A 19,239-nucleotide genomic window follows, 5' to 3' on the forward strand; every position below is an offset into this window, starting at 1 on the left:
CAGCCGGTCGTGTCGAGCCACACTGCCCACCCTCCGGTCGGGAGCGCGCCGGGGCCCGGGGTGCCGGCCGCCAGTGCGTGCTCGCTCCGCTCGCGCTCACTCATGATGTAGCACTACTTCCGCAGCTCGATGACGGTCTTGCCGATCCGGATCGGTGCACCCAGCGGAACCGGCGTGGGAGTCGTGAGGCGGGTCCGGTCGAGATACGTGCCGTTGGTGGACCCGAGGTCCTCGACGATCCACTGGCCGTCGCGGTCCGGGTAGATCCTGGCATGGCGGCTCGAGGCGTAGTCGTCGTCCAGCACGATCGTGCTGTCGTGCGCGCGGCCCAGGGAGATGGTCTGCGACTGCAGCGCGACCGTGGTGCCGGTGAGGGTGCCCTCGGTGACGACCAGCTTGGTGGGGGCGTTGCGGCGCGCGCGGCCGCCGCCCGAGGCCGGCTGCTGGCGCTGCTGCGGCGGCGCCTGGCGCCGGTCCTGCTGCGGCCGTGCGGCGTCCCGGCGCGCGGAGCGCTGGGTGACGCGCGTACCGAACAGGTCGCTGCGGATGACCTGCACGGCCACGATCACGAACAGCCACAGTACGGCCAGGAACCCGAGCCGCATGACCGTGAGGGTCAGCTCTGACATTGCCCCCGCTTCACCCTTCGGCTTGCCTATAGATAACGGTGGTGCTGCCCACGACGATCCGCGAGCCGTCGCGGAGCGTAGCGCGGGTGGTGTGCTGCCCGTCCACCACGATGCCGTTGGTGGAGCCGAGATCCTGGATCGTCGAGGGCGTTCCGGTCCGGATCTCGCAGTGCCGGCGGGACACGCCGGGGTCGTCGATCCGCACGTCGGCCTCGGTGCTGCGGCCCAGCACGAGCGTCGGGCGGGAGATCTGGTGGCGGGTGCCGTTGATCTCGATCCAGTAGCGGGTGCGCGCCCCGGGCTGCGGGGCGCCGACGGGTCCCCCGCCGGCCGGGCGGCCGGCCGCGGGCGGGTAGCCGTAGCCGCCGGGACGGGCGCCGGGGGCGCCGGGCGGTGGGGCGGCGGGCATGGGCGGGGCGCCGGACGGGCCGGCCGGCGGGTAGCCGTAGCCGCCGGGGCGCGGGGCCGCGGCGGGCGCGGCCGCCGGGGCCTGCTGGTTGCTGGAGGAGGCGAGCGTACGGCTGCGCACCCGGTACAGGCCGGTGTCGAGGTCGTCCGCCTTCTCCAGGTGCACCTTGATGGGGCCCATGAAGGTGTAGCGCTGCTGCTTGGCGTAGTCGCGGACCATGCCGGCGAGCTCGTCGCCCAGCTGGCCGGAGTAGGGGCTGAGGCGCTCGTGGTCCGGGGCGCTCAGCTCCACGATGAAGTCGTTGGGGACGACCGTGCGGTCGCGGTTCCAGATGGTCGCGTTGTTGTCGCACTCGCGCTGGAGCGCGCCCGCGATCTCGACGGGCTGGACCTCGGACTTGAAGACCTTGGCGAAGGTGCCGTTGACCAGACCCTCGAGACGCTGCTCGAACTTCTTCAGGACTCCCATGGGGCACCTCCTCCGTCGTAGCTGCTGTGCCGGGGTATTGCCGGGTACTGCTGGTCGCGCTGGTCGTGCTGGTACTGCTTACTGATCGTATCCACGCGGCGGTGGATCGGCTGGTTCCCCCTTGACGACCCGGGTGAACGACCTGGGCGACGGGTTCCGCCGGACCGTCCGTCGAACCGTCCTGCCGTACTTCTGCCCAGGATCGTAGAGGTGGCTGCCGACCAGTGTCCCGCACCTGACTGTGGACTCCGTCCGGCTGTGGACGGACAAGGGGGCACCGGTACGAGGTTGATACGTGAACCGGTTCTCCCTGAGACCTCAGGGGCTGGTGGGAGCCCGGGGGGCCGGCGCCGTGCGGGCCGCCGGGGTGCGGGTCCGGGGGTCGCGCCGGCGGGCGGAACGGATGTGAATCCACCCCGTCCAGCGTGCTAATGTTCTGCGTGTCGGAAGGCGCCGGGCCGAAAGGAACGGAGCTGGAGGACACACCCAATGCGCGGGTGGCGGAATAGGCAGACGCGCTGGATTCAGGTTCCAGTGCCCGCAAGGGCGTGGGGGTTCAACTCCCCCCTCGCGCACCATGAGAACCGGTGAACGGGTCTCTGCGAGTGACGGAAGTCACCGCAGGGGCCCGTTCCTCGTTGTGTGCGTCGCCGTGGCCCCCCGCGTGAGCTATCTCACGGCGTCGGGGTGTTCCGCCCCGTGCTTCAGGCGGCCCGGGCCGTGACCCGGCCGGCCCGGACGGCGTCGAGCAGGGCCTGGTGGTCCCTCTCGTTCTGGTCCGCGTACCGCTCCGCGAAGGTCGCCAGCGCCCGGTCGAAGACGTCGCCGCGGCCGAGGTAGGACGCGATGGCGATCCGGTCGCCGGACCTGGCGTGGGCCCGGGCCAGCGTGGCGCCGCACAGGCGGGCGAAGACGGCCATCGTCCGCGGCGGCATGGTCTCGGTCACCGCGATGCCCTTCCAGTCCCGCAGCTGCCGCACGTAGAAGTCGCGGCGCCTGCCGTCGATGCCCTGGACCCGCTCCCAGCCGAGGAAGATGTCGCTGGTGGCCTGCATGAGGCGCTGCCCGGAGACCACGCGCTCGCCCTGGGTGGGGTACGCGCTCGCGCCGGCGTAAGGCGCCAGGACGGACTCGTCGGCCTCCTTGGCCTGGAGGAAGAGCGGGTCCTCGTCGTCCTTGCCGAGCAGCAGCACGATCCAGCAGCGGGTGCCGACGCTGCCCACACCGACGACCTTGCGCGCCATGTCGGCCACCCGGTAGCCCCGCAGCAGGAACCGGCGGTCCGACTGCAGGGTCCGTGCGTACCGCTCGATCAGCCGGCTGATCTCCGTCCTCAGCGCGTCGCGTTCGGCCCGCGGGAGCAGGTCCTCCAGGCGCATCAGCAGCGGCGGGTCGGGAGCGATCAGGCGCTCGCCGCCGACCACGTGCGTGAGTTTGTCGAAGACCTGGAGGGTGTCGTGCGCGCGGGCCCGGTCCCGGGCCTGCGCCCAGCGGTCCCGGGTCTTGGCGCTCAGCACCGGGGCGAACTGCTGCTGCAGCTCGTCCGCCTCGAAGCGGGTGTACCAGACGTCGAGGTTGCCCAGCCGGGCGAGCGCCCGCATCCGCTCGCGGTAGGCCCGGATCGCCTCGCGCACCACGGACGCCCGCTCCTTCGCGGAGAAGCCGTTCGCCCGGCCCGCGATGGCGAGGCTCGCCGACAGGCGCTTGACGTCCCACTCCCACGGGCCCGGCAGGGTCTCGTCGAAGTCGTTGATGTCGAACATCAGGCGCCGTTCCGGGGACGCGAGCAGCCGGAAGTTCAGGCAGTGGGCGTCACCGCACAGCTGGGTCGTGATGCCGCTGCGGGGCGTCATGGCCAGGTCGGCGGCCATGATGGCGGCGGCCCCGCGGTAGAACCGGAACGGTGACTCACTCATCCGGCCGTAGCGGATCGGTACCAGGTCCGGCACCCGCCGGGCCGACTGGGCCTCGATGGTCTCCACCGGGTCGGTGCGCCGGGGCGGGGGCGTGAACTCGGCGTGGCCGGAGCGGGGCGCGGCCGAGCGGGCGGCCTTCCCGCGGGCGGCCCTCTCCCGGGGAGTGAGGTGCCGGGTCTCGTCACCGGAGTGGCGGTTGTCGGTCATGGGCACGCTCCATGCTGTCGTCACCGGTGAGCGGAGCCCCCGGGCGACCGTCTCCGACCTGGCCTTCCAACCTAGCTCCGGCGGGCACGCCCTGCCCGCCGGGCGACCCCGGTCCCGGGGAGGCGCCGGGGCGGGGTGCACCGGGCCGCCGCTGGGCCGCATGGATGAAAGGCGGGTCACGCGCCCGCCAGGGACCGGTGCCCCGTCCGCCGGGTGACATCGTGTGACGGACCGTCACGCCACCAGCCAGGGCGCGACGATGCCCGAGCGTGGCGATCCTTCAGGGGGCTGAGGACATGTCGGCCGTTGGCGCTGGACCACCCACGGCGCAGCCGCGCGATCCGCTCGCCGTCGTGCGGGGACGCGGTTACCCGGTGCTCCTGCTGCTCGCCGCCGTCCTCGGTGCTCCCGTGGCGGCGGTGGCGTTCGGCTTCCTCGCGCTGACCGACAAGCTGCAGTCCTGGACCTACACCGACCTGCCCCGGGCCCTCGGCTTCCACGGCACCCCGTCCTGGTGGCCGCTGCCGCTGCTCGCCCTGGCCGGCCTGCTGACGGCGCTGACCATCCGCCACCTGCCGGGGACCGCCGGCCACCGCCCCACCGAGGGGCTGTCGGCCAAGGGGGCCCCCGCGGTCCGCGACCTTCCCGGTGTCGTCCTCGCCGCACTGGCCTCCCTCGGGCTCGGCGCGGTCCTCGGCCCGGAGGCACCGCTGATCGCCCTGGGCGCCGGGCTGGGCGCGGCCGCGGTACGGCTCGTCGTGCGCGACGCACCGCCGAACGTGGCCGCGTCGATGGGCGCGGCCGGGAGCTTCGCCGCGATCAGCACCCTCCTCGGTTCCCCGCTGCTCGGGGCGTTCCTGCTGATGGAGGCGTCAGGACTCGGCGGCGCCCTGCTGGACGTGGTGCTGGTGCCGGGTCTGCTCGCGTCCGGCATCGGCGCCCTGATGTTCACCGGACTGGGCTCGTGGACCGGCCTGGGCACCTATTCGCTGACGCTGAACGACGTCCCGCACGCGCACGCGCCCACCGCCGCCGAGTTCGGCTGGGCCCTGGTCACCGGGGTCGCCGCCGCCTGCCTCGGCACGGGCATCAAACGGCTCGGCGTCCTGCTGGAGGCACGCATCGCGCCCCGGGCGGTGCGCGGCAGCGTGCTCGCGGGCCTGGCCGTCGGTGGGCTCGCGCTGGCCTACGCCGAGGGCAGCGGGAGGGCCGCCTCCGAGGTGCTGTACTCCGGCCAGAACGCGCTGGGTCCCCTGCTGGACGGCGGCGCGCGGTACTCGGTCGGCACCCTCCTGCTGCTGCTGGTGTGCAAGGCACTCGCCTACGGGGTGTCCATGAGCTGCTTCCGGGGCGGCATGGTCTTCCCGTCCATGTTCGTGGGCGCGGTGGGCGGCATCGCGCTGTCCCACTGCCCCGGACTGTCCCTGGCGCCGGCGTTCGCCATGGGCATCGGCGGCATGTGCGTGGCCATTCTCCGGCTCCCCCTGACGTCCGTGCTCCTGGCCACGCTGCTCATGGGGAGCGACGGCCTGACGGTCATGCCGCTGGTCATCACGGCGGTGGCGGTCGCCTACGTCACCTCCCTGCGCCTGGAGCCGGCGGCCGGGGAGCCCCCGGCGGCCGGCGTGGTCAGTGGTGGAAGCTGACGCGGTCCGCGTCCCGCGGGTGTCCCTTGTCGAGGCGCGTGATCGCGCGGCGGAGGTCCTCGGCGAGGAGTTCGATCTCGTCCCGGTCGACGCCGTGCCGCACGAGCACCCGCTGGATCACCGTCTCCTGGCGGTCGGGCGGCAGCGGGTAGGACGGGACCTGCCAGCCGCGCATGCGGAGCTGGTCGGACAGGTCGTACAGGCTCCAGCCGGTCGCGCCGGGATCGGTCAGGGTCCAGGAGACGGCGGGCAGGGCCCCGGTGCCGTCGTAGAGCAGGGTGAAGGGGCCCATGGCGGCGATCTGCCGGGCTAGGTGCTGTGCCGTGTCGGCACACGCCTGGTAGACGCGCCGGTACCCCTCGCGGCCCAGGCGCAGGAACATGAAGTACTGGGCGACGACCTGGCCGCCGGGGCGGGAGAAGTTCAGGGCGAGGGTGGGCATGTCGCCGCCGAGGTAGTCGACGTGGAAGACCAGGTCGTCCGGCAGTGCCGCCTTGTCGCGCCACAGGGCCCAGCCCACGCCGAGGGGGGCCATGCCGTACTTGTGGCCGGAGGCGTTGATCGAGGCGACCCTGGGCAGGCGGAAGTCCCACTCGAGGCCGGGGTGCAGGAAGGGGGCGATGAACCCGCCGGACGCCGCGTCGACGTGCACGGGGACGTCGAGCCCGGTCTCGGCCTGGATGCGGTCGAGCTCGGCCGCGATCTCCGCCACCGGCTCGTAGGTGCAGGTGTAGGTCACCCCGAGGATCGCCACGACGCCGATGGTGTTCTCGTCGACGTACGCGCGCAGCTGGTGGGCCTGCAGGCCGGTCGCCCCCGGCTCCACCGGCACCTGGCGCAGCTCGACGTCGAAGTAGCGGGCGAACTTCTCCCAGCAGACCTGGACCGGTCCGCACACCAGGTTCGGCCGGTCGGCCGGCTGTCCGGCGGCCCGTCGGCGGTCGCGCCAGCGCCACTTCAGGGCGAGGCCGCACAGCATGGCGGCCTCGCTGGACCCGGTGGTGGAGCACCCCACGGAGGGTTCGGATCCGTCGCCGGTGACGGGCGCGTGCCACAGGCCGGCCAGGATGTTGACGCACCGGGACTCGATCTCGGCGGTCTGCGGGTACTCGTCCTTGTCGACGATGTTCTTGTCCAGGCACAGGTCCATCAGGCGGCGGACCTCGTCGTCGGTCCAGGTGGTGCAGAACGTGGCGAGGTTCTGCGCCGCGTTGCCGTCGAGGAGCAGCTCGTTGCGCAGCAGCTGGTAGACGACGCCCGGCCGCGCCGGGAAGTCCGGGATGGTCCGCTTGGACAGGGGCTGTTCGCTGATCGGCGAGGTGAAGATGTCGGCGGCCGCGTCGATCATCTTCTCCTTGGCTTTGTGCAGAGCCACGGGTGGCACCTCTCGCTGTGGGGAGCTGGGGGTCAGAGGTGGTCGCGGGGTGAGCGGGTGATCCCGGTCGGGTCGGCGGCGGGCCGCCGGCAGGCCAGCGGCTCGTCCTGCGCGCGCACGGCGACCTCGAGCAGCGCGCGGGGGCCGGTGAGTGCGGTGACCGCCGTGAGGTGGCGCGGGCGCCGCACTTCCTTGGGGGCGAGCGGGCGCGGGGCGCTCACGGCGTCCACCGGCAGCAGCGCGGTCCGCAGCAGGAGCGGGGCGGAGGTCCACACGAAGACGTCCTGGACCCACCGGCCGTACCCGGCCCGCCACCGTGTGCGCAGACCGTCGGCCCGGCCCTCGACGACCCGGGCGGCACCGCGGAAGGCGCCCGGCCGGCGGGCCAGCCAGCGCCGCCGGCCGAGCCCGGCCGCCACGAGCGCCGCCACGGCCGCCAGGCAGACGCCGAGGACGGTGAGCGGGGAGTCGGGCATCACGTCACCGCCGCACCGCGGAGGGACACGTCGGCGGTCCCCCGCGTCCGGTCAGGGTTCCCGCCGCACGACGCACAGCGCCCAGATGACGAAGGCGTACAGCGCGATCAGGGTCAGGGACCAGAACGGGTAGTACGGGATCGACAGGAAGTTGGCGATGATCAGCAGGGCGGCGATGCCCACGCCGACGACCCGGGCCCACGTGGCGCGGGTGAAGAGGCCGGCGCTGACGGCCATCGCGATCACCCCGAGGATCAGCTGGATCCAGCCCCAGGAGGTCAGGTCGAACTTGAAGACGTAGTTGGGGGTGGACAGGTAGACGTCGTCGTCGGCGATGGCCATGATCCCCCGGAAGAAGTCCAGGATGCCGGCGATGAACAGCAGGACGGCGGCGAACGCCGTCAGCCCGCCGGCCCAGGCCTGGGATGTGTCCGAGCGGGTGTTCGTGCTCATGGTCCTGCTCATGGTCGCTTCCTCATTTCCTCGGTGGGTCGCAGCGAGCTGCACTCCGTTTTCGAGCGTGGAGGAGGACCGGGGGCGAGGAACCACCCGTAACGGGTGAGGTTGGTGAGGTGGATCGCCGAGCTAGGGGGCGTCCAGGAACTCGCGGAGCGCGAAGGCCACGAGGGTGAGCGCCGCCGTCCACACCACGACCGCCGTGGTCGGGTAGCTCCAGGTGAACAGGACCACGGCCGCGACCAGCAGGATGGCCGCGCCGATCCAGCGCTTGAAGCGGTGGACGAACCGTCCGACCGCACCGAGCCGCAGCCCCGCCGACGTGGCCCCCTCGCGCAGCCCTCGGACGCCCCTGCGGCAGCCGGTCCGGGTGAGGACGGCGACCCGGGACGGGCCGGAGAGGAAGGCGCCGGCGGCGGTGAAGAGGGCGACCGCGGCGAGCGCCCGAACGCCGGCCCGCAGGAACTTGACCAGCGCGTCGTACACGGAGCCCGCGGCGGCTTGGGAGGCGCCGGGTGGCAGGTGGTCGAGGTAGACGTCGCGGGCGACGGTGAGGCCGATGCCGAGCACCAGCATGGCGACGAACACCGCGAGCGCAGTCCCGATCAGCGCGTGACGGCGGTTGAACGCGACGTACACCCCGGCGGCGGCGATCAGCAGGGCGATGACGGGCAGCCAGCCGCCGAGGATCTCCAGCACCCGCACGTACGACCTGATCCTGCCGATGTCCTTCGACGCGAACACCACGAAGGTCGTGTGGACGGCGGGGATCTTCGACGCGGCGGAGAAGCCGGCGTCGACCAGCTGGTTCTTGACGTCGGCGACGATCGGGCCGAGGTCGATGACGACCTGGTTGTTCTCCAGCTTCACCGCGCCGTCCGACCGGCCCGTCAGGGCCTTGTCCAACGCCGAGTGGGCCCTGCGGTTGCCGTTCACCCAGACGGTCTCGAAGGCGCTGCTGGTGACCACCCGCTCCACGGTGCTGTTGACCAGCTGCTTGAGCCCGTTGTCGATGGGGCCCTTGAGATTGCCCAGCAGCTGGGACAGCTCGGGCGGGACGCCGCGCTGTGACGCCGCGTCCGTCAGCTCCTTGACCAGCGCGTCCACGTCGATCTGGGCGAGCACGGCGCCGGTGACCCGGTTGGTGACCGCCTTCTGCACGTCGGGGTCGCTCGCCAGGGGGCCGACGGTGGCGACGTAGCGGTCGGTGTCCTGCACGATGCTGTTCGCCCACACAGCGACGACGGACAGCAGCGACAGCAGGGCGGCGAGGAGGATCAGCAGGACCGAGCCGAGCGTGCGGAAGGGGTGGTGCCGCGCGGCCCGGGGCGGCCCGGCGCTCTCCAGCGCGTGCACGCGCTGCCGCAACGCGTTCAGCTCATCGCGGTCCCCGGCCGGGAGTCCCTCGCCGCCGCTGTCGTTCATGAGGCCAGCAGATGCGGGCGGGGCGGGGGGCGCCACCGGGGGCGGACCAGGTGGGTGACGGGTGGGCCGGGGGGCGGCGCGAGCAGCGCGGAGGTGCGGTGGGGGTGTGGCGCGGGCCGCGCGGAGGGGCGGCGGGGGCCTGGGGGGATTGCACGGAGTGCGGCGGGGGCGGCCCGATGGTGCAATGGGAGGGACATGACGCCGGGGGTGGCGCCGAGGTGTCACAGGGGGAAGCCGCGAGCACCAGAGGTGACGCCGTGAGCGACGAATTCGAAGAAGTGGGCCCGATCGACTACCTGGTCGTCGAGTTCCCCGGGAACCGGATGACCGGCGAGGGCCTCCCCCTCCTCGTCGACCTGGTGGACCGCGGCGTCATCCGCATCCTGGACCTCCAGTTCGTCCGCAAGGACGAGGACGGCTCCGTCTCCGGCCTGGAGATCACCGACCTCGACGGCGACGGCCGGCTGGACCTGGCCGTCTTCGAGGGCGTCTCCTCGGGACTCCTCGGCCAGGACGACCTGGAGGAGGCGGCCGGCGCGCTGGAGCCCAACACCTCCGCCGGCATCCTGATCTACGAGAACGTGTGGGCCGCGCCGTTCGCCGCCGCCCTGCGCCGCGGCGGGGGCCGGCTGGTCGCCTCCGGGCGCATCCCGGTGTCCGACCTCGTCTCCGCCCTCGAGGCGACCGAGGCCACGCAGTAGGCACAGCGCTCGCGAGGGCGTTCCCGTACTTCAGGCAGGTTCCCGGGCATTCCCGGGCAGAAGGGACACCGTCATGCCAGGTCTTCTCCGCGGGGTCGCGCGGACCGCCGTCGTGGCCGGGACCGCGACCGCCGTCTCCAACCGGGTGTCACGCCGACAGCAGGGGCGATGGGCGGCGCAGCAGGGCTACGACGCACCCGCGGCGCAACCGGCGTACCAGGCCGAGCCGCCCGCGGCTCCGCCGCCTCCGGCCGCCCCCGACATGACCAGCAAGATCGAACAGCTCAAGCAGCTCGGCGACCTCAAGGAGCAGGGCGTGCTCACCCAGGCCGAGTTCGAGGAACAGAAGCGCGTGATCCTCGGCTCCTGACCGCGTGCGGTTGTACCGTCTGCACGAGTTGGCGGCGTTCGTGTGCGGGGGAGGGCGGTCGGGATGACCGGCATCGGTGGGGAGACGGCGGGGGCGGGGTCCGTGAGCGGGCCGACGTCCGTCGAGGTCGGCGGGCCGGGGTCCGTCGCGGCTGACGGGTCGGGTTCCGTCGAGGTCGGCGGGTCGGGTTCCGTCGCGGGGTCCGGCGTGCGGTTGCCGCACGTGCGCGGGTTCGCGCGGTGGCCGGTCGAGGGCGGATCGCCGAAGGAGGAGGGCAAGGCCCTGCGGCGCCGGGTGCCGCGCGGGGCGCACGCCGAGCTCGAGCTGGACCCCGGCCGCCCGGACGCGGTGGCGGCCGTCGAGGAGTCCAACCAGGGCCGCATCCCGGAGCTGACGCCGATACGGGTGGGACGGATGGCCGCCTCGCCCTTCGCCTTCCTGCGCGGCTCGGCGGGACTCATGGCCCACGACCTCGCCCGCACCCCGATGACCGGGGTCCGCGCGCAGATCTGCGGCGACGCCCACGCGGGGAACTTCGGCCTGTACGGCGACGCGCGCGGTGGCCTGGTGATCGACCTGAACGACTTCGACGAGACGGTCGACGGGCCCTGGGAGTGGGACCTCAAGCGCCTGGCCGCGTCGCTGGTGCTGGCGGGCCGCGAGGCCGGCGCCGACGAGGACACCTGCCGGGCCGCGGCCCACGACGCCGCGGGCGCCTACCGCCGCACGATGCGCCTGCTGGCCCGGCTGCCCGTCCTCGACGCCTGGAACGCGATCGCCGACGAGGAACTGGTCTCCCACACCGACGCGCACGACCTGCTGGGCACGCTCGACCGGGTCTCGGAGAAGGCGCGCGCGAACACCAGCGGGCGGTTCGCCGCGCGGTCGACCGAGCCGACCGGGGACGGCGGCCGGCGCTTCGTGGACGCGGCGCCGGTGCTGCGCCGGGTCCCGCACCCGGAGGCGGTCGCGGTCACCGCGGCCCTGGAGGACTACCTGGCGACCCTGCCGGAGGACCGCCACCCGCTGCTGTCCCGGCACGCCGTGCACGACGTCGCCTTCCGCATCGTCGGCACGGGCAGCGTGGGCACGCGCTCCTACGTCGTGCTGCTCCTGGACCACCGCGGCGAACCGCTGGTGCTGCAGGTGAAGGAGGCCCGCGCGTCGGCGCTGGTGCCGCACCTGCGCACGGCCGGCTTCGAGGTGGCGCCCGTCGAGCACGAGGGGCGCCGGGTGGTGCTGGGCCAGAAGCGCATGCAGGTGGTCAGCGACGTGCTGCTGGGCTGGACGACCGTCGACGGCCGCCCCTTCCAGGTGCGGCAGTTCCGCAACCGCAAGGGCAGCGTCGACCCGGCCGCCCTGGCCGCCGACCAGATCGACGACTACGGCCGCATGACCGGCGCCCTCCTGGCCCGCGCCCACTCCCACAGCGCGGACCCCCGGCTGATCTCCGGGTACTGCGGCAAGAACGAGGAGCTGGACGAGGCCGTCGCCGCCTTCGCCGTCGCCTACGCCGACCGCACGGAGGCGGACCACGCGGACCTGCTGGCGGCGGTGCGGTCGGGGAGGGTCGCGGCGGAGACGGGGGTGTGACGGGCGGTACGGGGGTCCGCGGCGGCGGCGAGCCGGTGGGCGGCGGGGTGGACGATGGTGTGCGACGGGGGTGCGCGACCGGGGTGCGCGGGGGCCGCGTCCCCGGCGTCTCCCCGGGGGCCGGTCGGGCGTGGCCTACGCTGGTCGGGTGACGACCCCCGAAGCTGAGCAGGCGCGGCCCGAGGAGCGGCTGGAGCGGGCCGTGCGCGCCGCCGAGCAGGCGCTGATCGAGTTCGAGATCGCCGTGGAGACCTTCCGCGTCGAGGTCGAGAACTTCTCCCGTCTGCACCACCAGAAGCTGGGCCCGATGTACGCCCGGATCGACGAGCTGGACGCCCTGATCGCCGAGGCGCGTGCCGCCCGCACCGGCGACCCCGAGGACCGGCGCCTGGCCGAGGAGGCGCGGGCGCGGGTGCTGCCCATGCCGGGGGTCGAGGAGCTGTTCCACGGCTGGATGGACGGCGACGGCCTGTTCCCGGAGGCCGCCGCGATGCTCACCGACCAGTCCGTGCGGCCGCCGGAGCGGGTGCGCCCCAGTGACGAGGCCCGCAGGCTCTACCGCGAACTGGTCCGCAAGGCCCACCCCGACCTCGCCCGCGAGGAGGACGACCGCAAGCGGCGCGAGGAGTTCCTCACCCGGGTCAACGGCGCCTACGCCCGCGGCGACGAGGTCCTGCTGCGCGAGCTGGCCGAGGAGTGGGCGGCCGGCCCGGTGGCGCCGCAGGACCGGCCCGGCCGCAGCGAGGAGCTGTACGCCCGGCTGGAGTGGCTGGCCCAGCGCAAGGAGATGCTGACCCAGGTCGCCAGTGAGCTGGAGGGCAGCCCGATCGGCTCGATGCTCCGGCTGGCCCCCGACGACCCCGACGGCCTCCTGGACGAGATCGCCGAGAAGCTGCTCGCCGACGTGGCGGCCCGCGAGGCCCAGCTCACCGAGCTGCTGAGCTGAGTCTCCCGGGGCCGGGATCCGTGGGGCCGGTGGGGGCGGCCGTCGCGTCCGGTAGCGTCGGACGTATGAGTTTCGGAGCTGGTGTGCCCACGGTCGAGGTCGGCGACCTCAAGGACGACGACTTCCTGCTGGACGTCCGCGAGGACGACGAGTGGCAGGCGGGCCACGCCGCAGGTGCCCTGCACATCCCCATCAGCGAGTTCGTCGCCCGCTACGGCGAGCTGACCGAGGCCGCCCCGCAGGACGGCCGGATCAACGTGATCTGCCGCTCCGGCGGCCGGTCCGCGCAGGTCACGATGTACCTGGTGCAGCAGGGCATCGACGCCGTGAACGTGGCCGGCGGCATGCAGCAGTGGGAGGCCGCCGGCCGTCCCGTGGTCACCGACGCGGGCGGACCGGGCTTCGTCGTCTGAGCCCGTCTGAGCCGACCCGGCCCGTACCTACCGGTCGAAGTCCAGCTCCACCGCCTCCGTCACCGGGTGCGACTGGCACGCGAGCACGTAGCCCGCGTCCGTCTCCTCCGGCTCCAGCGCGAAGTTGCGGTCCATGCGGACCTCGCCGGAGACCAGGAAGGCCCGGCAGGTCCCGCACACCCCGCCCTTGCAGGCGTAGGGCGCGTCAGGACGGTTGCGCAGCACCGTCTCCAGCAGGGACTCGCCCTCCTGGACCGGCCAGGTGCCCCCGCGGCCGTCGAGCCGGGCGGTGACCGTGCTGTGCGCGGGGGCCCCGGTGGTGACCGTCGGGGCGACGGGGTCCACGTGGAAGACCTCCTCGTGGATCCGCGCCCGCGGCACCCCGAGGTCCCGCAGGGCCCGCTCGGCGCCCTGCACCAGCCCGTACGGCCCGCACAGGAACCAGCCCGCCACCGCCTCCACCGGCAGCAGCGCCGGCAGCAGCCCCGTCAGCCGCTCCCGGTCCAGCCGCCCGGACGGCAGCCCCGCCTGCTGCTCCTCCCGCGACAGCACGGTGACCAGCTGGAACCGCTGCGGGTACCGGTCCTTGAGGTCGGCGACCTCCTCCAGGAACATCGTCGAGGCCGCCGTACGGTCACCGCGCACGAGGCAGAACCGTGCCCGCGGCTCCCGCTCCAGCAGCGTCGAGACGATCGACAGCACCGGGGTGATGCCGCTGCCGCCGACCACCGCCGCGTACAGCCCGGGTGCCGGTTCGAGCGTGAAGCGCCCGGCCGGCGTCATCACCTCGACCTCGTCGCCGACCTGCATCTCCTTGAGCGCGTACGTCGAGAAGGCCCCGCCCTCGACGAGCCGCACCCCGACCCGCAGCGTGCGCGGTCCCGGCTCGCCGGGGGCCGGTGCGGGGGAGCAGATCGAGTACGTCCGCCGGACCTCCACGCCGTCGGCCACGCGCCGCAGGGCGAGGTGCTGGCCGGGGGCGTGCCGGAACTCCCGGCGCAGCTCCTCGGGCACCTCGAGGGTGAGGGCGACCGAGTCGTCGGTGAGCCGGTCCACCGCGGCCACCGGGAGCGCGTGGAAGCGGGCCATCACAACTCCTTGAAGTGGTCGAAGGGTTCACGGCAGGCCAGGCAGCGGCGCAGCGCCTTGCACGCGGTGGAGGAGAACCGGCTGAGCAGTTCGGTGTCGGCGGAGCCGCAGTGCGGGCAGCGCACCGGCTCCTGCGGTTCGCCCTCGGTGCCGGCGCCGGCGTGGGTGCGGGTCGCGCCGAGGGTCAGGGTGACCGGCTCGGACGCGGACCGGGTGCGCGGGGGCGCTATGCCGAACTCCCGCAGTTTGCGGCGCCCTTCGGGCGAGATGTCGTCCGTGGACCAGGCGGGCGCGAGCACCGTGCGCACGGTCACCTCGCGCACTCCGTGGGCGCGCAGGACGCGCTCGATGTCCACGGACATCGCCTCGATCGCGGGGCAGCCGGTGTAGGTCGGGGTGAGCTCGACCTCGACGGCGTCCGCGTCCGTCCCGCGCACGTGCACCGCGCGCACCACGCCCAGTTCGCGCAGGGTGAGCACGGGCAGCTCGGGGTCGGGCACCGAGCCGGCGACCTCCAGCAGCTCCGCCTCCAGCAGTCCGGCCTCCAGCGGGGTGGGGGTCACCATGACGCCCCCGGGTGGCTGCGGTGCAGGTGCTGCATCTCGGCCAGCATCCGGCCGAACGGCTCGGTGTGCAGGCCCTGTCGGCCCGCGCCCGCCGTCCACGCTCCCGTGCGCGGGCCCTCGGGCACGTCGAGGGTGGCCCGGCGCAGGACGTCCTCGACGGACGCCAGCCACTCGGCCTCCAGGGCGGCGCCGTCGACGTCCACGCCCTCCACCGGCTGGAACATCTCGCCGGTGAAGCGCCACAGCGCCGCGCAGGCCCGAATCATCCGGGCACGGCTCTCCTCGGTGCCGTCCCCGAGGCGCACGGTCCACTGCTCGGCGTGGTCGCGGTGGTAGGCGGTCTCCTTGACGGCCTTCGCGGCGAGCGGCGCGAACGGGCCGTCCCCGGCGGCGAGCCGGGCGTGGAGCAGGTGCTGGTAGGTGGAGAAGTACAGCTGGCGGGCGATGGTGTGGGCGAAGTCGCCGTTGGGCTGCTCGACGAGCTGGAGGTTGCGGAAGGCGCGCTCCTCACGCAGGTAGGCGAGCTCGTCCTCGTCACCGGCCATCGACAGCAGGACCCGGGCCTGGCCCAGCAGGTCCAGCGCGATGTTGGCGAGGGCGACCTCCTCCTCCAGGACGGGCGCGTGGCCCATCCACTCCCCCAGCCGGTGGGAGAGCACCAGGGCGTCGTCACCGAGGGCGAGCGCGGCGGACACGGTGGGCGTGTCGGTCGACGGCGCGGTCACAGGTGCTGCACCCCTTCCGGGATCTCGTAGAACGTGGGGTGCCGGTACGGCTTGTCGGCGGCCGGCTCGAAGAACGGGTCCTTCTCGTCGGGCGAGGACGCGGTGATCGCCGCGGACGGCACGACCCAGAGGGACACGCCCTCGCCGCGGCGGGTGTACAGGTCGCGCGCGTTGCGCAGGGCGAGCTCGGCGTCCGGCGCGTGCAGGCTGCCGGCGTGGGTGTGGGACAGTCCACGGCGCGAGCGGACGAAGACTTCCCACAGGGGCCAGTCGGTGGTGGTCATGCCTGCGGTGCTCCCGTCGTGCCGGTGGTGTCAGCGGATGCGGTGGTGGGGGCGGGGGCGGCGGGGGCCCCGGCGCCCGGCCTGCTGTGCTTGGCGGCGTGGGCCGCCGCGGCCTCGCGGACCCAGGCTCCCTCGTCGTGGGCGCGCCTGCGCTGGGTGATGCGCTGCTCGTTGCACGGGCCGTTGCCCTTGAGGACCTCCCGGAACTCCGTCCAGTCGATGGCGCCGAAGTCGTGCTGTCCCCGCTCCTCGTTCCACCGGAGGTCCGGGTCGGGGAGGGTGAGGCCGAGTGACTCGGCCTGGGGGACGCAGATGTCGACGAAGCGCTGGCGCAGCTCGTCGTTGGAGTGGCGCTTGATCTTCCAGGCCATCGACTGCGCGGAGTGCGCGGACTCGTCGTCGGGCGGGCCGAACATCATCAGCGACGGCCACCACCAGCGGTCCACCGCGTCCTGGGCCATCGCGTGCTGCTCGGGGGTGCCCTTGCTCAGGGCCAGCAGCAGCTCGTAGCCCTGGCGCTGGTGGAAGGACTCCTCCTTGCAGATGCGGACCATCGCGCGGGCGTATGGCCCGTAGGAGCAGCGGCACAGCGGCACCTGGTTGGTGATCGCGGCGCCGTCCACCAGCCAGCCGATCGCGCCGACGTCGGCCCAGGTCAGGGTGGGGTAGTTGAAGATCGAGGAGTACTTCTGGCGGCCCGAGTGCAGCTTGTCCAGCAGCTCGTCGCGGCCGGTGCCGAGCGTCTCGGCCGCGCTGTACAGGTACAGCCCGTGGCCCGCCTCGTCCTGGACCTTGGCCATCAGGATCGCCTTGCGGCGCAGGGAGGGCGCGCGGGTGATCCAGTTGGCCTCCGGCTGCATGCCGATGATCTCCGAGTGCGCGTGCTGCGCGATCTGGCGGACCAGCGTGGCGCGGTAGGCGTCGGGCATCCAGTCGCGCGGTTCGATGCGCTCGTCGGCGGCCACCGCGGCGTCGAAGGCGCGCGCGAAGGCGTCGTCGGCGTCGGTGGTGCCGACGGTGCCGTCCCTGCCCGTGCCCGGCTGGGTGCGGGCCGTCTGTTGCGCGGCTGCTGTCGCCATGCGGTCCCCCTCGACCTCGGTGTCTGGTGTTCGGCTGGTGCGTGCTGTGCGGCTGCCCGCCCGGGTTCGGCCGGCCGGTGGCGCGTCCGGACGGGTCCGGCGGTGCGCCCGGTTGTCCGGGCTTCCACCGGTCTGCCGGATCCGCTCCCGACCGATCGTTCGGTTCGTGCGATTCCATGGTGGGATGCCCGTCGTAAGGTGTCAACCGCTGTGGATGACCGAGGTGGCTGCGCCGGGCGCCGGGGCTGAGTACCTTTCCGTGGGACCGCCGCGCTACGGCCGTCCGGGTGACTCCGGGCGGGGCGGCCGGAGGAACGGACGGGGAACGCCGGTGGACGCGGGGACGCCGGGGACATAGGGGAACGGGGCGGAATGAATACGCACGACGGAGGCGCCGACGCCCCGGAGGCACGGGAGCCCGAGCTGTCCGAGCCGTCCGAGCCGTCCGCACGGTCCGAGCCGTCCGGGGACGCCGACGCGGTGGCCGGCACCCCTGAGGTGTCAGGGGCGTCGCGGCCGCCGGCCCCCGCCCCCGTCGAGCCCCGTACCGGTGTGGCCGCCCTCTCCCCCCGCTACCAGATCGGGGCCGCCGTGGCCCTCGCGGTGGTCGCCGTCGCCGTGTGCGTGCACCTCGGGATGGTGTTCCTGCACATCGCGCCTTCGAACACGGTGACGAAGGCGCACGGCAAGGCGATCGACGAATGGATCTACCCGGAGTTCGAGCAGAACTGGAAGCTGTTCGCGCCGAACCCGCTCCAGCAGAACGTCGCCGTCCAGGTCCGCGCGCAGGTGCGGACCGCCGACGGCGGTTCGCGCGAGACCGGCTGGTACGACCTGTCCGCGCAGGACGGCCGGGCCATCGACGGGAACCTCCTGCCGAGCCACACCCAGCAGAACGAGCTGCGCCGGGCCTGGGACTTCTTCACGGCCACGCACGACGACGACAACCGCGCCTCGGGCACGCGCGGCACGCTGTCGGAGTCGTACCTGCGCCGGATCGTGGTGCTGCGCCTGGAGCGGGGCGGCGCGGCCGGCGCCGGCGGTGCGGTCGAGCGGGTCCAGGTCCGCTCCCGCACCACCAATGTGGCGGCGCCGTCCTGGAGCCGCGAGAAGATCTCGACCGACCCGGCCTACCGGGTGCTGCCCTGGTGGAGCGTGTCCGACGACGAGGCCCACGGAGGCGTGCAGTGAATCGGTTCGCCTCGTGCCTCACCGGGGGCATCGCCCGGGTCACCGGCTCCGCCTTCGGGCCGTACCAGAGTGCCGTCGTCCGGATCGGCTTCGCCGGGACGTGGCTGCTGTTCCTGCTGCGCGAGCTGCCGCACCGCGCCGAGCTGTACGGGCCCGACGGTCCGTGGAGCTGGTCGCTGGCCCGGCGGCTGATCGACACCAACGGCGCGTTCACGGCGCTGATGTGGGCCGACTCGCGCGCGTGGTTCGAGATCGTCTACGCGCTCGCCCTGCTGTCCGCCGCGCTGCTGCTGGTGGGCTGGCGCACCCGCACGATGTCGGCGCTGTTCATGGTGGGCGTCCTCTCGCTGCAGAACCGCAGCGTGTTCGTCGGCGACGGCGGCGACAACGTGCTGCACCTGATGTCGATCTACCTCGTCTTCACCCGCTGCGGCCGGGTGTGGTCGCTGGACGGGCGGCGGGCCCGTCGCGCGGACGCGGCACGCGCGCGGGGCGAGGAGGTCACCGACCGCGTCGGCCCCCTGCTGTGGTGCCTGACGGGGTTCGCGCTGGTGGCGGTGACGGCGTCCGGACGGCTCTTCGAGGGCGAGTGGACCGTGCCGGTGCTGCTGTGGGCGGTCTGGGCCGCCCAGGCGGTGTGGTGGCTCGTCGGACGGCGGGCGGCGTCCGGCCAGCCGCGGATCCTGGCCGACGTCGTCGGGAACCTGCTGCACAACGGCGCGCTGGTCGTGATCATGGCCGAGGCGTGCATGATCTACGCCACGGCCGGCTGGTACAAGATCCAGGGGTCGCGCTGGCAGGACGGCACCGCGGTCTACTACCCGCTGCACCTGGACTACTTCTCCCCCTGGCCCGCGCTCGGCGACCTGCTGTCCGCCAGCGGCACCATGGTCATGCTGGTCACGTACGGGACGGTCGTCGTGCAGGTGGCGTTCCCGTTCACGCTGTTCAACCGGCGCGTCAAGAACGTATTGCTGGTGGTCATGATGACCGAGCACGCCGTGATCGCGGTGGTGCTCGGGCTGCCGTTCTTCTCGCTGGCGATGATCGCGGCGGACTCGGTGTTCCTGCCGACCTCGTTCCTGCGCCGCCTCGGCGGCTGGGCGGCACGCGCGCGGGACGGCGTGCTCGCGGGGAGCGGCGGCATCCCCCGCCCGCGCCGCCGGACCGAGGACGAGCCGGCGGAGGCGCCGAAGGGTTCCGAGGACCCCAAGGCCGCGCGCATAGGCTTCACGCCATGACCGACCCCGCGCACCCGGCGGACCCCGTACCCGT

At 73.4% G+C, this 19,239-nt stretch carries 20 protein-coding genes and 1 tRNA gene; 9 read left to right on the forward strand and 12 right to left on the reverse strand.

Annotated elements, in window-relative coordinates; genetic code table 11:
* Nucleotides 1–113 precede the first annotated feature (113 nt).
* Nucleotides 114–629: an FHA domain-containing protein FhaB/FipA gene (locus E4U91_RS17820; protein ID WP_137307777.1), complete on the reverse strand. Its 516-nt coding sequence runs from the start codon at nucleotides 627–629 to the stop codon at nucleotides 114–116.
* Between the two features lie 10 nt (nucleotides 630–639).
* A complete protein-coding gene (locus E4U91_RS17825) occupies nucleotides 640–1,506 on the reverse strand; it encodes an FhaA domain-containing protein (RefSeq protein WP_137307778.1) in 867 nt (288 codons plus the stop codon).
* A gap of 491 nt (nucleotides 1,507–1,997) precedes the next feature.
* Here E4U91_RS17825 and E4U91_RS17830 point away from each other — a divergent pair.
* A tRNA-Leu gene (locus E4U91_RS17830) sits at nucleotides 1,998–2,084 on the forward strand.
* A gap of 126 nt (nucleotides 2,085–2,210) precedes the next feature.
* Here E4U91_RS17830 and E4U91_RS17835 read toward each other — a convergent pair.
* Nucleotides 2,211–3,629, reverse strand: coding sequence for a DUF2252 domain-containing protein (locus E4U91_RS17835; protein ID WP_137307779.1), 1,419 nt, complete (start codon nucleotides 3,627–3,629; stop codon nucleotides 2,211–2,213).
* A 296-nt stretch (nucleotides 3,630–3,925) separates the two neighbouring features.
* On the opposite strand from E4U91_RS17835, the gene E4U91_RS17840 reads away from it, so the two are divergent.
* Nucleotides 3,926–5,275, forward strand: coding sequence for a chloride channel protein (locus E4U91_RS17840; RefSeq protein WP_137307780.1), 1,350 nt, complete (start codon nucleotides 3,926–3,928; stop codon nucleotides 5,273–5,275).
* Here E4U91_RS17840 and gad read toward each other — a convergent pair.
* From gad to E4U91_RS17860, 4 genes are all read right to left on the reverse strand, one after another.
* Nucleotides 5,259–6,623: a glutamate decarboxylase gene (gad, locus tag E4U91_RS17845; protein WP_137310876.1), complete on the reverse strand. Its 1,365-nt coding sequence runs from the start codon at nucleotides 6,621–6,623 to the stop codon at nucleotides 5,259–5,261. The two genes, E4U91_RS17840 and gad, sit on opposite strands and share 17 nt — an antisense overlap.
* A gap of 59 nt (nucleotides 6,624–6,682) precedes the next feature.
* Nucleotides 6,683–7,126 (reverse strand): DUF2550 family protein, encoded by a 444-nt coding sequence (locus tag E4U91_RS17850; protein ID WP_137307781.1) that lies wholly within the window; start codon nucleotides 7,124–7,126, stop codon nucleotides 6,683–6,685.
* A 51-nt stretch (nucleotides 7,127–7,177) separates the two neighbouring features.
* Nucleotides 7,178–7,591, reverse strand: coding sequence for a DUF7144 family membrane protein (locus tag E4U91_RS17855; RefSeq protein ID WP_137307782.1), 414 nt, complete (start codon nucleotides 7,589–7,591; stop codon nucleotides 7,178–7,180).
* Nucleotides 7,592–7,711: 120 nt separating this feature from the next.
* On the reverse strand, nucleotides 7,712–9,007 hold the full coding sequence (locus tag E4U91_RS17860) for a hypothetical protein (protein ID WP_241678618.1): 1,296 nt from the start codon (nucleotides 9,005–9,007) through the stop codon (nucleotides 7,712–7,714).
* A gap of 257 nt (nucleotides 9,008–9,264) precedes the next feature.
* Between E4U91_RS17860 and E4U91_RS17865 the strand changes: the two genes are divergently transcribed.
* From E4U91_RS17865 to E4U91_RS17885, 5 genes are all read left to right on the forward strand, one after another.
* Nucleotides 9,265–9,708, forward strand: coding sequence for a DUF6325 family protein (locus E4U91_RS17865; RefSeq protein ID WP_174867815.1), 444 nt, complete (start codon nucleotides 9,265–9,267; stop codon nucleotides 9,706–9,708).
* A gap of 73 nt (nucleotides 9,709–9,781) precedes the next feature.
* Nucleotides 9,782–10,078, forward strand: a complete 297-nt coding sequence (locus tag E4U91_RS17870) for an SHOCT domain-containing protein (RefSeq protein WP_137307783.1) — start codon at nucleotides 9,782–9,784, stop codon at nucleotides 10,076–10,078.
* Nucleotides 10,079–10,141: 63 nt separating this feature from the next.
* On the forward strand, nucleotides 10,142–11,671 hold the full coding sequence (locus E4U91_RS17875; RefSeq protein ID WP_137307784.1) for a DUF2252 domain-containing protein: 1,530 nt from the start codon (nucleotides 10,142–10,144) through the stop codon (nucleotides 11,669–11,671).
* Nucleotides 11,672–11,819: 148 nt separating this feature from the next.
* Nucleotides 11,820–12,617, forward strand: coding sequence for a hypothetical protein (locus E4U91_RS17880; RefSeq protein WP_137307785.1), 798 nt, complete (start codon nucleotides 11,820–11,822; stop codon nucleotides 12,615–12,617).
* 83 nt (nucleotides 12,618–12,700) lie between these two features.
* Entirely contained in the window at nucleotides 12,701–13,030 is a 330-nt protein-coding gene (locus tag E4U91_RS17885; RefSeq protein ID WP_137310879.1) for a rhodanese-like domain-containing protein, read from the forward strand.
* Between the two features lie 27 nt (nucleotides 13,031–13,057).
* Here the strand turns inward: E4U91_RS17885 and E4U91_RS17890 are convergent, their stop codons facing one another.
* From E4U91_RS17890 to paaA, 5 genes are read right to left on the reverse strand one after another with little or no spacing between them, the layout of a single operon-like run.
* Nucleotides 13,058–14,119, reverse strand: coding sequence for a 2Fe-2S iron-sulfur cluster-binding protein (locus tag E4U91_RS17890; RefSeq protein ID WP_137307786.1), 1,062 nt, complete (start codon nucleotides 14,117–14,119; stop codon nucleotides 13,058–13,060).
* Nucleotides 14,119–14,685, reverse strand: coding sequence for a 1,2-phenylacetyl-CoA epoxidase subunit PaaD (gene paaD / locus E4U91_RS17895; protein ID WP_137307787.1), 567 nt, complete (start codon nucleotides 14,683–14,685; stop codon nucleotides 14,119–14,121). Before paaD ends, E4U91_RS17890 begins: the two co-directional genes overlap by 1 nt.
* Nucleotides 14,679–15,410, reverse strand: a complete 732-nt coding sequence (paaC, locus tag E4U91_RS17900; RefSeq protein WP_137307788.1) for a 1,2-phenylacetyl-CoA epoxidase subunit PaaC — start codon at nucleotides 15,408–15,410, stop codon at nucleotides 14,679–14,681. Before paaC ends, paaD begins: the two co-directional genes overlap by 7 nt.
* Nucleotides 15,407–15,694, reverse strand: coding sequence for a 1,2-phenylacetyl-CoA epoxidase subunit PaaB (paaB, locus tag E4U91_RS17905; protein WP_067242028.1), 288 nt, complete (start codon nucleotides 15,692–15,694; stop codon nucleotides 15,407–15,409). The genes paaC and paaB overlap by 4 nt, the downstream gene beginning before the upstream one ends.
* On the reverse strand, nucleotides 15,691–16,773 hold the full coding sequence (gene paaA / locus E4U91_RS17910) for a 1,2-phenylacetyl-CoA epoxidase subunit PaaA (RefSeq protein WP_137307789.1): 1,083 nt from the start codon (nucleotides 16,771–16,773) through the stop codon (nucleotides 15,691–15,693). Before paaA ends, paaB begins: the two co-directional genes overlap by 4 nt.
* A gap of 372 nt (nucleotides 16,774–17,145) precedes the next feature.
* Here paaA and E4U91_RS17915 point away from each other — a divergent pair, with 372 nt between their 5' ends.
* Nucleotides 17,146–17,964, forward strand: a complete 819-nt coding sequence (locus E4U91_RS17915) for a DUF5819 family protein (RefSeq protein WP_137307790.1) — start codon at nucleotides 17,146–17,148, stop codon at nucleotides 17,962–17,964.
* Nucleotides 17,961–19,205: an HTTM domain-containing protein gene (locus tag E4U91_RS17920; protein WP_137307791.1), complete on the forward strand. Its 1,245-nt coding sequence runs from the start codon at nucleotides 17,961–17,963 to the stop codon at nucleotides 19,203–19,205. The genes E4U91_RS17915 and E4U91_RS17920 overlap by 4 nt, the downstream gene beginning before the upstream one ends.
* The last annotated feature ends 34 nt before the right edge of the window (nucleotides 19,206–19,239 follow it).

Source organism: Streptomyces lasalocidi, from assembly GCF_005280215.1.
In the GTDB taxonomy this organism is placed as follows: domain Bacteria; phylum Actinomycetota; class Actinomycetes; order Streptomycetales; family Streptomycetaceae; genus Streptomyces; species Streptomyces longwoodensis.

Excerpts from the sequence above, each read along its gene's own strand:
- E4U91_RS17870 (WP_137307783.1), top strand. The coding sequence starts at position 9,782 with ATGCCAGGTCTTCTCCGCGGGGTCGCGCGGACCGCCGTCGTGGCCGGG.
- E4U91_RS17860 (WP_241678618.1), bottom strand. The coding sequence starts at position 9,007 with ATGAACGACAGCGGCGGCGAGGGACTCCCGGCCGGGGACCGCGATGAG.
- E4U91_RS17875 (WP_137307784.1), top strand. The coding sequence starts at position 10,142 with ATGACCGGCATCGGTGGGGAGACGGCGGGGGCGGGGTCCGTGAGCGGG.
- paaB (WP_067242028.1), bottom strand. The coding sequence starts at position 15,694 with ATGACCACCACCGACTGGCCCCTGTGGGAAGTCTTCGTCCGCTCGCGC.
- E4U91_RS17835 (WP_137307779.1), bottom strand. The coding sequence starts at position 3,629 with ATGACCGACAACCGCCACTCCGGTGACGAGACCCGGCACCTCACTCCC.
- E4U91_RS17840 (WP_137307780.1), top strand. The coding sequence starts at position 3,926 with ATGTCGGCCGTTGGCGCTGGACCACCCACGGCGCAGCCGCGCGATCCG.
- paaD (WP_137307787.1), bottom strand. The coding sequence starts at position 14,685 with ATGGTGACCCCCACCCCGCTGGAGGCCGGACTGCTGGAGGCGGAGCTG.
- E4U91_RS17915 (WP_137307790.1), top strand. The coding sequence starts at position 17,146 with ATGAATACGCACGACGGAGGCGCCGACGCCCCGGAGGCACGGGAGCCC.
- paaA (WP_137307789.1), bottom strand. The coding sequence starts at position 16,773 with ATGGCGACAGCAGCCGCGCAACAGACGGCCCGCACCCAGCCGGGCACG.
- E4U91_RS17825 (WP_137307778.1), bottom strand. The coding sequence starts at position 1,506 with ATGGGAGTCCTGAAGAAGTTCGAGCAGCGTCTCGAGGGTCTGGTCAAC.
- E4U91_RS17855 (WP_137307782.1), bottom strand. The coding sequence starts at position 7,591 with ATGAGCAGGACCATGAGCACGAACACCCGCTCGGACACATCCCAGGCC.
- E4U91_RS17850 (WP_137307781.1), bottom strand. The coding sequence starts at position 7,126 with ATGCCCGACTCCCCGCTCACCGTCCTCGGCGTCTGCCTGGCGGCCGTG.
- E4U91_RS17890 (WP_137307786.1), bottom strand. The coding sequence starts at position 14,119 with ATGGCCCGCTTCCACGCGCTCCCGGTGGCCGCGGTGGACCGGCTCACC.
- E4U91_RS17820 (WP_137307777.1), bottom strand. The coding sequence starts at position 629 with ATGTCAGAGCTGACCCTCACGGTCATGCGGCTCGGGTTCCTGGCCGTA.
- gad (WP_137310876.1), bottom strand. The coding sequence starts at position 6,623 with ATGATCGACGCGGCCGCCGACATCTTCACCTCGCCGATCAGCGAACAG.